General features: G+C 58.7%; 7 protein-coding genes. 1 reads left to right on the top strand and 6 read right to left on the bottom strand.

Annotated features, from left to right (window positions below):
- Positions 1–118 precede the first annotated feature (118 nt).
- Entirely contained in the window at positions 119–859 is a 741-nt protein-coding gene (locus tag HU730_RS18305; RefSeq protein ID WP_054899116.1) for a helix-turn-helix transcriptional regulator, read from the bottom strand.
- Position 860: 1 nt separating this feature from the next.
- Positions 861–2,555, bottom strand: a complete 1,695-nt coding sequence (gene leuA / locus HU730_RS18300) for a 2-isopropylmalate synthase (RefSeq protein WP_034128567.1) — start codon at positions 2,553–2,555, stop codon at positions 861–863.
- Positions 2,556–2,674: 119 nt separating this feature from the next.
- Here leuA and HU730_RS18295 point away from each other — a divergent pair, with 119 nt between their 5' ends.
- On the top strand, positions 2,675–3,073 hold the full coding sequence (locus tag HU730_RS18295) for a hypothetical protein (RefSeq protein WP_186527749.1): 399 nt from the start codon (positions 2,675–2,677) through the stop codon (positions 3,071–3,073).
- Here HU730_RS18295 and HU730_RS18290 read toward each other — a convergent pair.
- From HU730_RS18290 to HU730_RS18275, 4 genes are all read right to left on the bottom strand, one after another.
- Positions 2,991–3,668, bottom strand: a complete 678-nt coding sequence (locus tag HU730_RS18290) for a transposase (protein ID WP_346345352.1) — start codon at positions 3,666–3,668, stop codon at positions 2,991–2,993. The two genes, HU730_RS18295 and HU730_RS18290, sit on opposite strands and share 83 nt — an antisense overlap.
- Positions 3,562–4,041: a transposase gene (locus HU730_RS26930; protein ID WP_346345351.1), complete on the bottom strand. Its 480-nt coding sequence runs from the start codon at positions 4,039–4,041 to the stop codon at positions 3,562–3,564. The genes HU730_RS18290 and HU730_RS26930 overlap by 107 nt, the downstream gene beginning before the upstream one ends.
- A gap of 71 nt (positions 4,042–4,112) precedes the next feature.
- Positions 4,113–4,310: a DUF4926 domain-containing protein gene (locus HU730_RS18280; protein ID WP_034128708.1), complete on the bottom strand. Its 198-nt coding sequence runs from the start codon at positions 4,308–4,310 to the stop codon at positions 4,113–4,115.
- A gap of 10 nt (positions 4,311–4,320) precedes the next feature.
- A complete protein-coding gene (locus HU730_RS18275) occupies positions 4,321–14,955 on the bottom strand; it encodes a DUF6883 domain-containing protein (protein ID WP_254914124.1) in 10,635 nt (3,544 codons plus the stop codon).
- Between the last annotated feature and the right edge of the window lie 17 nt (positions 14,956–14,972).

Raw genomic sequence — 14,972 nt, 5'->3', positions numbered from 1 at the left:
GACAATGTGCCGGCGCGCCCTCTGCGCCGCAGGCTCCATACACCAGGCACAGGTAAACATGGCCCTGCCTGGAGGCGGGGCCATGTTCAAAAGGAGGTGGTGCTATCGCCAGTCAGATTCAGACCAAGCGACAGTTACTCGGGGTGTAGCCCATGGTGCGTTTGAACATCGCGGTAAATGCACTCGGACTCTGATAACCATGCTCCAATGCCACTTCAAGGATGGAGGCACCACTGGCCAGCCGCTGCATGCTGAGCAGCAGCCGCGTGCGCTTGCGCCACTCGCCATAACTCATGCCCAACTCTTTCTGGAACAGCCGAGCCAAGGTGCGTGAACTCATATTGAGTTGCACCGCCCAACTCTCCAGTTTCGACTCCTGAGAAGGGTTGTCGATAAAGTCCGCACACAGTGACTTGAGCCTCGGCTCGTCCGGTATCGGCACGTGAGCCAGCACCCTTTGCGCACGGTCAAGTTCCGAGAAAATCAGCTCGACAATCTGTACATGACGCAACGACGCCGGGTGGCTGTCAGGCTCATCGCCGGCGGCCACAATCAGCTCGCGCAGCAAGGGTGAAACCCTGATGACCTCGCACTCCTCCGTCAAACGACGGTGCGCTCCCGGTGAGATCAACAAAGTGCGCATGCGCACTTCGCCGGTCATGCGGATCTGATGTTCCAAACCTGAAGGCACCCACAGGGCATGCCCGGAAGGTACCACCCAAGTGGTCTCCTCCACCGACACAAGCATCACGCCGTTGATGGCGTAGACCAGTTGGCCTTCGTCATGTCGATGCGAGGCCACGATGTCACCGTGGCCATAATTACCGGCAAGTGCCGCCAATGCGGTATGCGCGTTCATCTCAGGACGGCACCGCAGCATTCACCACGCTGAGCAGGCCCAGGCGCGATGCACGATTGACCGCACTGGTGACCGCTTCGAGGGAAGCGAGCAGGCTACTGCCATCGCGAGCGGCGCCGAACAGCAACTGATTGCCCACGCGAATTTCCACATAGGCCAACGCCTCAGCCTGGGCACCGTCACGGGTGGCATGTTCGTGGTAATCGGCGATATCAAAATGAATGCCACGCTGGGCAAACGCATCGACCAGCGCCGCAAGCGGGCCGTTGCCCTCGCCACTCAAGTCGATACGCTGTGTACCTTGTTCAAGGGTGGCCTCCAGGTAAGTCACATCGCCCTCGCTCACCAGTTTGGGGGCTCGTAACGCGTAAGGCTTGCCCTGCTCCAGGTAATGCCGGGTGAAGCAGGCAAGGATCATCTCGCCACTGATTTCCTGGCCGGAGCCATCGGCTTCCTGTTGTACCAGGCTGCTGAACTCCATCTGCAAGCGACGCGGCATCACAATGCCGTGCTGCTCCAACAGATAGGCCACGCCCCCCTTGCCCGACTGGCTGTTCACGCGAATCACCGCTTCATAGCTACGGCCCATATCGGCAGGATCGATAGGCAGATACGGCACTTCCCACATGCCCTGCGGATTGGCCTGGCGCGCCGCAAAGCCTTTCTTGATCGCGTCCTGATGCGAGCCGGAGAACGCGGTAAACACCAACTCACCGGCGTAAGGGTGACGAGGATGGGTCGGCAACTGATTGCAGAACTCCACCTCACGCTGGACGTGCAGGATGTCGGAGAAATCCAACTGCGGATCGATGCCGCTGGTGTAGAGGTTCATCGCCAACGTGAGGATATCGACGTTGCCGGTACGCTCACCGTTACCGAACAACGTGCCCTCGACACGCTCGGCACCGGCCAGGCACGCCTGCTCCGCGGTGGAAACTCCAGTGCCCCGATCATTGTGCGGATGCACGCTGATGACCACACTGTCACGGCGACTGAAGTGCCGGCAGAACCATTCGATCTGGTCGGCGAAGACATTGGCGGTAGACACCTCCACGGTGGTGGGCAGATTCAGGATCATCTTGTTGCTCGGGGTCGGCCCGAACGTATCCGTCACCGCTTCACACACCTGCAATGCAAAATCCAGCTCGGTGAAGCAAAAGGTTTCCGGGGAGTACTGGAACGTCCACTGCGTATCGGGGTTCGCGTCCATGTGCTGCTTGATCTCTCGTGTTGCCTGGGTAGCAATCTCGATGCAGCCCGCCTTGTCCACATTGAAGACAACGTCCCGAAACACCGGCGCCGTCGCATTGTAAACATGCACGATGGCGCGAGGCGCGCCCTTCAACGCCTCAAACGTGCGTGCGATGAGGTGGCTGCGCGCCTGGGTCATGACCTGAATCGTCACATCATCAGGAATCGAACCGCTTTCAATCAGCTCACGGACATAGTCAAAGTCGGTCTGCGAAGCGGCAGGAAAGCCCACCTCGATCTGCTTGAAACCGACCTTCACCAGCAAATCGAAGAAACGCCGCTTGCGCTCGGCATTCATCGGCTCGATCAAAGCCTGGTTGCCATCACGCATATCCACACTGCACCAGGTGGGAGCAGCAGCCTGGACAGTGCTGGGCCATGTGCGATCCGGCAGGTTGACCGTGGTGAAGTGGCGATATTTGCGGGAAGGGTCCTTGAGCATCATGGCGTTTCTCCTTTTTCAGCAGTTTGTTTGTGTCAGACACACCACCGGCAATGCCGACTGATTGGATCCAATACTAAACGAACATAGTTTGATACAAATTGCGTTGTTGAGTTTGCGGAATGAAAAAATCCAAAGAAAAATCCAAAAAGCTCAAAAAAACCGAAAAAATATTGCGCAAAGAAATAAAAACCAACAATCAAAGACCGGAAGTCAGGAGTTACCGGCAAAATCAGCAAAAAAGAACCTATCGCTTGGATGAACGGGCTGAGGGAGCCAGGGAAAACATTTCTGACGGGCAAAAAAAACCCGAGAACCTTACCTGTGTAAGGCTCTCGGGTTTTCTGAACACACTTGATTGGATACCTGTAGGTTACGTTCAGGACGACCAAAAAGGGCGACCAAAAAGGGGACCAAACGACCAAAAAGGGGACAGATTTATTTACCACCATCCAACCTCGGCCGCCCTTGCCCTCGGCGCTCAATACGAACGCCTGCAATCCTCTCAACTTCTTCAATGAAACGAGCAGTTCCGGTAAGCTGCCCCCGTTGCAACGCCTCACGAATAATTTTCGTCTCATCACTCGAAACGGACTGCTTCACAAATAACTTATAATTTTCGCGGCGCTTCAGCGTTGTATCCCCCAATATGGAAAAACAAGCATCAACATCAAGCCAGTCACTATCAGGCACCAGCCCTGTGCGGGCACTGTAACTTGACCATGGATAATCCGCCGCGTCAGCTACCATGCATGCACGAACCGGATTTAATTCAATGTACCGGCAGCAAGCTAGCAAGTAAGTCTCCGTTTGCACCACGCTTGATTTATACCGTCCCTCCCATAATGTACCTGTCCGCCCTTCTAACCTGTTTCGATACCGAGTGGCCCGAGCCGCGAGCGCCTTCATTAACTGCCCTAGCCCTGCAACCGAGTTACCCGGGGAAACCAGTAAATGGACATGATTAGTCATCAAACAGTAGGCGTATATTTTTATGCCAAATGCGTCCTTAAGCTCTCGAAGGTCTCTCACGTAGCGCTGGTAGTCCTCCTCGGCAGCAAAGACCACCTGGCGGTTGTGACCACGCTGTACAACATGATGAGGATAGTTGGGCAAAACGACACGTCCCACTCTGGGCATAGGTAACCTCCTTCCTTAGAGAATTACAGCCTAGCAAATGGAAAAAAAATAAATCTGTCCCCTTTTTTCGCCCCCTTTTTTCGCCATACCGAGTGGCCCGAGCCGCGAGCGCCTTCATTAACTGCCCTAGCCCTGCAAACGAGTTACCCGGAGAAACCAGTAAATGGACATGATTAGTCATCAAACAGTAGGCGTATATTTTTATGCCAAATGCGTCCTTAAGCTCTCGAAGGTCTCTCACGTAGCGCTGGTAGTCCTCCTCGGCAGCAAAGACCACCTGGCGGTTGTGACCACGCTGTACAACATGATGAGGATAGTTGGGCAAAACGACACGTCCCACTCTGGGCATAGGTAACCTCCTTCCTTAGAGAATTACAGCCTAGCAAATGGAAAAAAAATAAATCTGTCCCCTTTTTTCGCCTACTTATAGAGCTGGAATTGATTAGAGGATAATGCCAACTGTGAAACTGTTCGCCCCTGCTCGTCACAAAACTCTATTTCATACCCCTCAACTGGCTGACTATAGATCTCGATAATCGCGCCCTTCATACCTGCCCGCAACCCCTCCTCCGGAATATCCTCGATTAACACAACCACATCAAAAAGCGAATAAACCACCTTATACTCCTTACTTGACATAGAGGGTCGTCATCCTAGGTGTGGCAGAACCCGGATCATATATCCAGCCTGTACGGACAGTTGCCGTATTACCGTTTGGCCCAGTTATTGGCATATCTATAGTTATACGCTGACCAAATTTATCAGAAGCGCCTAACTTCGCAGGATACAGCGCTGCACCCTCCTGTACTTTTGTTATTAAACTGGCAGCATTCGTTTGATTGTAGCCCAAGGCCGACTCAAAGACCTTTGCTTTGTTACCGCCAACAGGGTGCGCTGTGTTCAATGCATAAGATGTCACTTTGCTCGGATCAATAACCGCTTTTTCTGCATTTACCAACCGGCCAGATGCTTGGGTCTGAATGACAGCCTCTGCGTGAGTATAATTTTTCCAGTTACCTGTCGGGCCTGCTAGAGGAGTCCGCGGCACGGTAGCAGCTACCTCGCCGGTTGCTTTTGCACCCGCCAACTCCACCTTAACAACCTTAGCAGTGACCTTTTCGACGAGCAAGGCCCCGCTTTTCAGCGCTCCCCCAACCCCCGTCCCAAGCGCCACCACGTCGCTTATCAGCTTCCCGGTTTCACGCCCTGCGTTAAACGATCCACCCGCCCCAGCTCTTTCATACTCTGCTTCCAGATTGTCAATTCGTGCGATGTAGGACTGCTTCATAGCGTCCGAAACATTACCCAGCACATCCCCGCTCTCAAGCACAGATCTCAACGCCCGATACGTCTCTATCGGGCTGACGGCAACTTCCAAGATGCCCTTGACCGTATCAAGTAGCCCTTCCGGCACCCCAACCACTGCCCCACCCGCAAAGCTGGCGTCCTGCCCGGCGTCGATCAATTCCCACTTCGTATTGATCCTGAGTGTTTCCAGTGAATCTTTGCTTTCTTCCAGCTCTTTCGCTCTCTGAGCCTTTTGATGATCGCCCAGATAGTTGTATTGCGTGGCATTCTTTGCCACCCACGCCCCAGTTTGCAGGCTCTGCGCATCCGCATTGCTCTGTACCGATGCCGCAAGCACACCAAGCAACTGCGAGTTCATGACCAGCAAACCTTTCTTCTGGTCATCGGGCATGTCCGCGTAGTTCTTGGCGAGGCTATCCAGCAATGCCTCATTCACACCCGCTGCCAGGGCCCCTGTGCGGAAATCTCCTCCAGAAGCCTCAGCTGCCAACCCGCCCATCAAGGCATGTAGCCCAATCTTGGTAATGCCACCTTCTGCAAACCGGTTCTTGGAAACATCCCCGACCAGGTTGAATCCATAAGCCGCAAATGCGTTAGCCAAACTACTCTGCAACGCGTCGCCAAGACGGGCTTCGCCCCCGAGCGCCCGATCTACCAATAGTGATGTTCCGTTTTGCAGTACTTGGTTGGCCGTGAACTGCCCCACACCTTGCCAAGTGCTCAACGGACTTACGGTGGCAACTGCACCTGAGTTGGGGAGTGCAGTGGAAGTACCTGTCTGAGTGCCGGTCCATTTGTCATAGACACCTGCAGTCAAGCCCGCAGTGACGCCGGACACCACGTAGCCTTTCATCGCGTCGCTGGAAGTGACATCCTTTAAGACGGTGCTCAGGTTTCCACGGTTATTGATGGCGCTGATCGCACCGTTACTCGCCATGCCAGCAAGCACGGTACTGCCCGCAGCATTGGCCCATCCGGCAGACGTGGCCGCAGTCCCAACAGCCGTGGCACTCGCCATCGATGTCCCCGAACCAGCTGCGGCAATTGCACCGCTGGCGGCTCCCATCGTGAAGTAGGTAACAATGATCGCGATGATGATCTGCGCGCCGGCGCCCAAGCCTGAATTGCTGTACTTGAAACTGTCGTGCAGCTCTTTAACCTGGCGCCAATCCACGTCTCCGCGCTGCTCGGCCTCTTTTAGCCAGGCCAGTTGCGGGTCGGCTTTGACCATCACATCAATCGTCTGACTAACCGTATTTTGATCGATCTGCTTGATGTCAATTTTCAAGCCATCGACGGCTTTAATCACGACGCTGCCTTCTGCAATCATCTGCGTCTGACGTAGCGTCTCGTCGGTATTCCCCTTGCCCTTGGAGCTGGTCCAGGCGAGGTCGCCCTTGCTCTTGGTGTGGCTCTCGTCATGCAGATCCTTCACTGCCTCAAACTCGACCGCCCCACCGCTGACAATCGCAATATCCCCACCACTCTCAAGCTTCGCCGCCTGATACTTCTGATCCCCACCACTCTCCAGTGTCAGATCCCCCCCAGTCTTGATCTCGCTCCCGACACTCTTCACATCGGTCACTTCATCACGCTGAGTTTTCTTGCTGCCCCAATTGCCCTTCTTGCTCATGTCATACAGCGAGTAATGACTGTCCTGCGCCGCCAGCATTTGCAGTTCGTTATCCGCATGCACATAGGCTTCATTGCCCGCGCTGATTTTGCTGGCGACCAGGGTCAGGTCGGTGCCGGCGATGGCGATCAGGTCGCCGCCGGCTTTGAGTTCGGCGCTTTGTTGGGTGACGTCGTCCAGTTGAGCAGTGGTTTTGGTGCCGCCTTTTTTGCCTTTGGAGTAGTCGTGTTGTTCGTTGGCTGCGGCGGCCAGGGTCAGGTTTTCGCCGGCTTTGACGCTGAGGTCTTTGGCGGCGCTGACGGTGCTGGCGACCACGGCGATGTCGCGGCGCGCGTCGATGGCGAGGTTGCCGCCCACGTCCACACCGGAGGTGTGTTGCAGGATGGTTTGCTCGGTGCCGCTGATACGGCGGCGTTGGTAGGCGTAGTCGTCCTGTTCGGTCTGGCTGGCGATCAGCACATCACGCCCTGCGGTTACGCTGGCGTTGCCACCGGCTTTCAGGTTGCTGCCGAGGTTGAGCACGTCGCGGCCGGCGTTCAGTTTGAGCGTGTCGGTGGCTTCGAAGCGGGAGGCTTCGCTGACCACGTCGTTGCGCAGTTGATAGCCCTGGCCTTCCTGCTTGAAGGTGGTGACCGTGCGCTCGTTGATGATGTCGCCGGTCACAGCAGTGGCGCTGATGTCGCGGCCATTGATGATGCCGCCACGGCTGTTGCGGATCGAGTCGGTGGCGAGCATTTCCAGGCGGTTGCCGGCTTGCATCAGGCCGCTGTTGTCGATGTTGCCCGCGACCATGCTCAGGTTGTTGGTGGCCCGCAGGGTGCCGCTGTTGTGCAGGTCGCCGCCGGTGACCAGGCTCACGTCCTGGCCCTGGATCAGCGCGCCGTTGGGCGCCAGGCGGTTGTTGGCCTGGGCCAGGTAGAGCACGGGGGTCAGGACTTTCTGGCCGTTGACCTCGGCTTCTTCCATCCACACGATGTCGTGGGTCAGCGCCGCCACTTGCTCAGCGGTAAGGGACACGCCCAGTTGCAGGTTGAGCGAGTCCTTGTAGGAGATGGCGTTGTCCATCAGGTAGCGGAACAACTGGTCATCACTGGCAAGGCCGTTGATGTAGCGTTGGCCGGTGCGGGCCACCACGGCTTCGCGGATCAGGCGTTGCTCGTACAGGCCATCGCCCAAGCGCTTCCAGCTGGCGTCGGGGTTGTAGCCGAGTTTGCCGAGCAGGTAGTCGGAGCTCATGAACTGCTTGAGGTCGGTGAGCGCCGGGTTGGTTTCGATCAGGTATTTGTGGCTGTTATCTACCGGGGTGATTTCCGGCAGGCCTTGTACGCGGGTGACTGATGGGGCACGGCTGTCCAGAGCCAGCGGGGCTTGGCCGTTGACTGCGCCGCTGACGGGCTGGCCGTCGAGGCTGAAACCGCGTTCTTGCACGGCGGTGTAGTCGAGGTTTTTTTCGCGGTCGGCGGCGGTGATGACACGCCCGTTGACGCTGAAGTCACCGGTAGCGGTGTCCGCTTTACCCGCTACACCCGCGTTCGCTGCTTGGCCGCTGAGGCGGAACAGGCCGTTCTGGCTGGTCGGCAAACTGAAGCCGGGCAAGGTCACCGGGTTGACCTGGCGTTGGGCCAGATCTGGCGGTAGCTGTGCGGTGATCGCCGGCTTGACGGTGGAGGCAAATACCTCGGAATTGGTGTTGCGGTTGGCCGCCGGGGTGTCGATGTGGGTAGCGTTGGGGCGGATGACGCTGTTGTCGATCCTGGAGGTCGCATTGACCGTCACCGCACCTGCGGCCTGAATCACCGCCTGTGCAATCACGCTGCCGGTGGTGGGCACTACATAGCTACTGCTTTCATAGAAATTGCCAACGCCTGCCCTGACCTGGTCCATCGTCATCTGGCCCGGGCGGTAGTCGCCTGAGTTGGGATTGTTGTAGATGTTGAACTGGTTCTGGCGCTCCATGAAGGTGTTGTAGATGGCACGGTCGCGGGTATAGAGCCCGGAATTGAAGTGACGCTCTTCGCCGCCTGCCGCGCCGCGGTTGGTCAGCACATCGGTGTTGATCAGGATATTCCCGGCGGCGGATACCGAGCTGTAAAGGTTATCGAAGGTCTGGCTGCCCACAGTCAGGTCGCCACCGGCGTTGATGAACGCAGAGGCCGAGCTGCCGGTGATGACATCTTCGTATTTCTCCACCGAGTTGAAGTACAGCTCGCAGCCTTTGCCTTTGCAGTAGTCGTTCCAATAGATATTGAGGTTGCCCGACACCAGCTTCATTTCAGTGGTGAACTGGTCACGACGGTTGCTCAGGGTGTCTGCCAGCAAGCGCATGCCGGTGCCACTTTCCAGGCTGCCGGAGACGTTCTCGATCAGGCTGCTGCGCGCGCTCGCATCATCCCGGGCGATGTCCAGGGCGCCGAGGCTGTAGACGTCGCCATAGCGGTTGCTGAAATCATTGACGCGCAACGCCATGTCGTTGCCGCTGAAGAGCAAGCCCTTGTCATTGACCAGGTGCGTGGCGTTCAGCCGGACTTTTCCGGCGCCGCCCAGGGTGCCGTAGTTGTTCAGGGTGGTGGCATTGACTGTCAGGTCGCCGATGGCAGTCAGGCGCCCGTGGTTATTCAGGCTCGTGCTAGTGACCTGGTTGAGTGCGCCGCCGGCAATGCGGGCGTTCTCGCCCAGGTCCATGCTGGCGCTGGTGAGGCTCATGTTGCCCAGGCTGCTGACGCGGCCGTTGCCGCTGTAGCCACCGGTGAGCGTCACACTGAGGGTGCCATCACTGGCCAGAAGGCCGTCGTTGGTCCAGGTGTCGCCAATGCCGATCAGGCTTTGTGCACCGAGCAACTGGCCGCTGGCGGTCTGGGTGAACTGGCCGATGTCGAGGTTCAGGCGCCCGGCCTGGAGCACGCTGCTGTTGGTCCAACTGGCAGCCTTGATGTCCAACTGGCCGTTGGTGACGAAGCTGCCGCCGGCCCGGGTGACTTGGTCGGAGGTCAGGTCGAACGTACCGGTGCCGGTGTGTACGATGCGCCCGCCGTTATTGTCCAGGCCGGCGGCTTGCAGGTTCAGGTGTTCGTTGGCGCTTTCAAGCACGCCGAAGCGGTTATCGAACAGGCCGGAAACATCGATGTCGGTCGTGCCCGTACGGCCCATGGCCCGCAGGTTACCGCCGACGTTGTTGATGGTTTGCGCAGCAAGGCGCAGGACGTCGTCGCTTTCAATCAGGCCATAGCCATTGCTCAGGGCGCCAGTGAGGCCGAAGTCGATATTGCGTGCACCGACCTTGCCGCCCTTACCGGCCGCCGTGCCCTGGTTATCGAAAGCCTGGGCAGTGACCTTGAGCAAGGTATCGGCGTAGACACCGCCGCCCTGGTTATTGAAGGTCGTGGTGACGATGCGGCTTTCACCGCCGAGTGCGGACAAATGCCCCATTTGGTTGAGCAGCCCGCCCTTGGCTTGGATATCCAGCGACTGCGCCTGAGTGATGCCGTTGCTGTTAGTGAACAACCCAGTGACCAGTTTGACCCAGCCCTTGCTGCTGTTGAGTACGCCACCGGCCGTGTTGGCTACACTGGCGGTTTCCAGGTCCAGGTTGCCACTGAGGCTGTCGACGCGGCCGCCCTGGTTACTCAGGGCGCCGCTGAGGCGCAGGCGGTTATCGGTCTGGCTTTGCAGCGTGCCTTGATCGTTGGTGAGGGCGCGGGCGGTAAGGTCGAGCTTGCCCTTCTGGCTGAACATCAGGCCGTCTTGCTGGTTTTGAACGTCACCGGCCAACAGCTTGATCACCAGGTCTTTCTGGCTGGCAAGCGTGCCTTTGGCGCTGTTATCCAGGTCGCCATTGGCGAGGGTCAGGTCAAGGCGATCCTGGCTGACCAGTTGGCCGCCTTGGTTGCCCAGGCTGGCGGCGTTCAGCAACAGGGCTGCGCCACTGGCCAGGCGCGCATTGTTGGCATTGATCAGCGCGCCACTGAGGGTGCCGTCCAAGGTGCCCTGGCTGATCAGTTGGCCAGCACTGTTGTCGAGACTCTCGCCGATAAAGGTGATGTTGGCGGCGTTGATACGCCCACCACGGTTGAGAATTTGACTCTGGGCATTATTGAAGCCCAGGTGTTGAGCTGCGGAAATCAGGCCGTTGTTGCTGTTATCCAGGCGACCGGCAACGTTGAGGTCGACATCGGCCTGGCCGGAGATGATCCCCTGATCATTGTTCAGGCTGCCCGCGATGAGCGTTTGTTTGCCCATGCTGACCAGGGCACCCGCCGCGTGGTTATCCAATACACCGGTGAGGTCAGTGTGCAGGGTGCCACTCTTGCTCGACAACGTGCCCTCGGCGCTGTTGTCGAGGCCATTGCCGACCACCGTCAGACCGTTCCAGCCGGAGATCAAGCCCTTGTTGGTGTTGACCACGGTATCCGCTTCAAGGCGCAATTGATCGGCACTGAGGATGACCCCGCGATCACCGTTATCGATGCGTTTGGCGGCGATGGTGAACGCCGTCTGGCTGGAGATTTCGCCTTGTTCTCGGTTGGTCAGGTTAGCCAGGCGCGCGAAGGTCAGCGGGCCTTTGGCGCTGATCAAGCCTGCGCTGTTATCGAGATTGCCGCCTTGCAGATCGAGGCTCACAGTGCGTTCGCCGATCAAGCGGCCCTGGCGCTGGATCAGCTGTTGGACGATGAGTTTCAAGTCGCCCTTGGCTGAGATTTCGCCATCCAGGCTTGAGTCGACTGTTTGCCCGGTCAGAGTCAAATCAGCCTGGCTGTTGATCAACCCGGCAGTGTTATCGAGGTTGGCAGTGGTCAGGTTCAACGCCTGTTGACTGCCGATCACACCCGCGCGGTTATCCACATTGGCGGCTGTGACCGTCTGGCTACCATCGCTGACGATTCGCCCGCCCTGGTGATTGTCCAGCGCGCCGGTGTTGAGCGTCTGTAGCGTGCCGGCCGAGAGGCTGCCCTTGTCGCTGTTGTTCAAGGAGCCTGAGGTGGTCGTCAAAACCGTAGCGGCAAAGATCTGCCCCTGGTTATGGTTATCCAGCACGCCGGTGACCTTCAGGTCCAGCGCACCACGGCTGGCGAGCGCGCCACCGGCCTGGTTGTCCAGGCTGTCGGCTGCCACCTGCAGAACGCTCTTGGCGGACAGTACACCTTCCACACTGTTATCCAGCGCCTTGGCGATACGTACCTGCAGGCTGTCGCCACTGATGACTTTACCGCCGCGGTTATTCAGCGCATCGGCCATCAACAGGAATGATTGGGTGCTGGAGATTTCACCGCCCTGACTGTTGTCGACGGTGCCCAGGTTGTTCAGCAGCAGTTGGCCCGGTGTCGCGATCAGGCCGTGGTCACGGTTGATCAGTTGCCCATGGCTCAAGTCCAGGTCGATGCTGGTATTGCTGATCAGTTCGCCACGATCATGTTGGTCCAGCCCGGTCAGGGTTGCCTTGACCGTGGACTTGGCGAAGATCGAACCTTGTTGGCTGTTGTCCAGTCGCCCTGTGTTGAGGGTGATGCCAGCGTCACTGCTGATGCTGCCGCGCTGGCTGTTGTCCAGGCCGGCGCTGCGCACGTCCACCTGTTGCTTGGCGCTGATCACGCCGCCCTGGCTGTTGTTCAGCGCCGTGCTGGCCAGCGTGGCGATGCCATCAGCCAGCAGCTTGCCAGCCTGATTGTTCAGTTGGCCCTGAGTGGTGATCGACAGCGCATTGGCCGCAGAAAGAATACCGCCCCGGCTGTTATCCAGGGTGCCAGCCCTGACGGTCAGTCCGCCGTCGCTCAGCAGCGTGCCCTGCCCTTGGTTGAGCAAATCGCCGGTCAGGGTAATGGTCAGGTCTTTTTGGCTAGTAACGCGGCCACCCTGGCTGTTGTCCAGTTGGGCACCGTTCAGCACAAGGCTCTCACGCCCCGCCAGCAAGCCTTTGCTCTGGTTGAGCAGGCGTTGCACCGTGAGGGTCAAGCCGCTGTCGCCAATGACCTTGCCGGTGGTGTTGTTCAGTTGATCGGCGACCACCAGCACCTTGGCCTGGCTAGAGATCTCGCCTTGCTGGTTGAGGATGGTCTGGCTGCGCAGGTCCACGCCGTTGGTGGCAGCGATAAGGCCGCCGTTGCGGTTATCCAGGGACGCGCCGGTCAGGTTCAGCGCACCGTCGCTGACGAGTTCGCCCGCTTGTTGATTGAGCACACCGACGGTTGCCTGCAGGTCGCCCTTGGCGCTGATGCGACCGGCGCTGTTTTCGAGCTGGTTGGCGTGGAGGGTCAGCGCACCATCGCTGCCCAACTTGCCGCCATTGCTGTTGTTCAACTGGTTCAGTTGCACGTGCGCGGCGGCTTTGGTGCTGATCACGCCCGCTTGGCTGTTATCCAGATCGCCGCCGGTGAGGGTCAGCGCGCCGTCGGCAATGACCAGGCCACCCTGGTTGATCAGGCTGTCGCCGTGCAGCGCCAGGGTGGTTTTGCTGGACGCCAGGCCGCCCTGGCTGTTGTTCAACTGCCCTGCGGCTATTTGTTGAGCCCCCTGGCTGACGAGGTTGCCTTCATTGCGATTGTCCAGCAGCCCGGCGACGGTCAGGTTCATCACGCCCTGGCTGGCAACGGAACCTTTATCGCGGTTATCCAGGCTGGCCGCCTGTACCGTCAGGCTGGTGGCGGAGAAAATCCCCAGGCGGTTATCGATGGCACCGCTGGCGGTCACGTTGAGGTTGCTGCCCAACAATTTGCCGGAACGGTTATCCAGGTTCGTGGCAATCACGGTGGTCTGGCTGGCAGAAATTTCACCCGCCTGGTTACTCAACTGCCCGGCGGTTACACGGGCCTGCGCCTGGCTGGCAACCAGACCGTTATCGTTAGTCAGTTGGCCGGCGTTAAGCGCCAGGTTTTTGAGGCCGATCACGCGACCGCTCTGGTTATCCAGTGCAGCGGTTACGGTAACGTCGGTGCTGTTTTCACTGTGCAGCAGACCGTTGGTGCGGTTATCCAGACCGGTTGCCGTGACTTTGAGCGAGTCCGTACCCAGTAAACGACCACCACGGTTGTCGAGTTGACCGGCGTTAATCACGGCGGTGGTACCGCTCAGAGTGCCGCCTTGATTGCTCAAGGTTTGGTTGGCCGTGGCGGTAAGGGTTCGGCTGGCAACCACGCTGCCGCTATTGCTCAGGTTTGCCGCGCGCAGACTGACATCGCCACCAGCATTGCGGCTTTCATCGGCGTTGACACCGGCTTCGATGATGCCGCTGTTGACCAGCGCCCCACCGCTGGTCACGGTGATGCTGTCGCGGGCCGCCAGGCTTTTCTGGTTGCTCAGGCCTGTAGAGGTTTGTACATCGACTCGCGTGCCGGCATACACCGCACCCGTAGCGTCCAATTGACCGGCCTTAATCACCACCGCTTCGCTGGCTTTGGCATTAGCCAAACTCAGTCGTCCATTGGCATCGAGCTGAATATCACCGCCACTGGCCATTAACGTACCGTCGAGCTTCACGCCCACCCCGGCCTCGGTGCCCACCAGTTTGATCGCCCCGGCATACATCCCACCCAACGCCGTCGAATCAATCGCCAGCTCCGGCTTGGCACTGCCGTCATCGGCCCGGGCGGTGGCTTGCAGACTTTTAGCATCGACGTCATTGCGCCCGGCAATCACGCTCAAGTTGCGCGCGTTGATCTGTGCGTTAATCCTGGCCGAGCGGGTGATGATTTCAAAGCGGTCGACGTTATCGGCATTCAAGCCCTGGCCGTCGATGGTCACGGCGCCGCCATCAACCTGGTAACGTTGCAGTTGGCCGCTTGCGTCGAGTATCGGTTTGCCGGTGGTCAGGGTGACGTTGGGGGTGTTGATGAAGCCGCAGCCGCTGCAAGTAATGCCATAGGGGTTGGCGACGATGACCTTGGCCGACTGGCCCGCCACTTCGGTGTAGCCGCGCAGTTGGCTGGGACTGCCGCCGTTGACTTCGTTGAGGATGATGTTGGCGGCGCGGCCTTGCAGGTTCGGGTTGCCGAGGATGATGCCGCCCAGTTGCGTCGATTGGGTACGGTCGGTGGCGTTGTTGAGTATCACGCCGTTGGCGCCGACGTTGTAGTCCTTGAACTGGTTGTGGGACAGGCCACTGCCATTGGGGGCGGCGATGTTTACCACGGGCACGCCATTGCCCGCCTGGCCGACCGTGGTGCCCGGCGCGCTGACCACGATGCCTTCGGCCTGGGCCAGCAGCGGTTGCCAGAACAGCGCGTTGGCCAGGATCAGCGCCACGCCACGTTTGGGCAGGCCCAGGAACGCGTCACGGCTTTTCAGGGCAGCAGAGGGCTGGCGAACCAGGAAGGCAAATTGGCGAACATCCATTTCAAATTCTCGTTGCA

The organism is Pseudomonas sp. SWRI22, from assembly GCF_014268395.2.
In the GTDB taxonomy this organism is placed as follows: domain Bacteria; phylum Pseudomonadota; class Gammaproteobacteria; order Pseudomonadales; family Pseudomonadaceae; genus Aquipseudomonas; species Aquipseudomonas paracarnis.
Note: the sequence above shows the minus strand (reverse complement) of the source record. Positions and strands in the feature narration are given on the sequence as shown.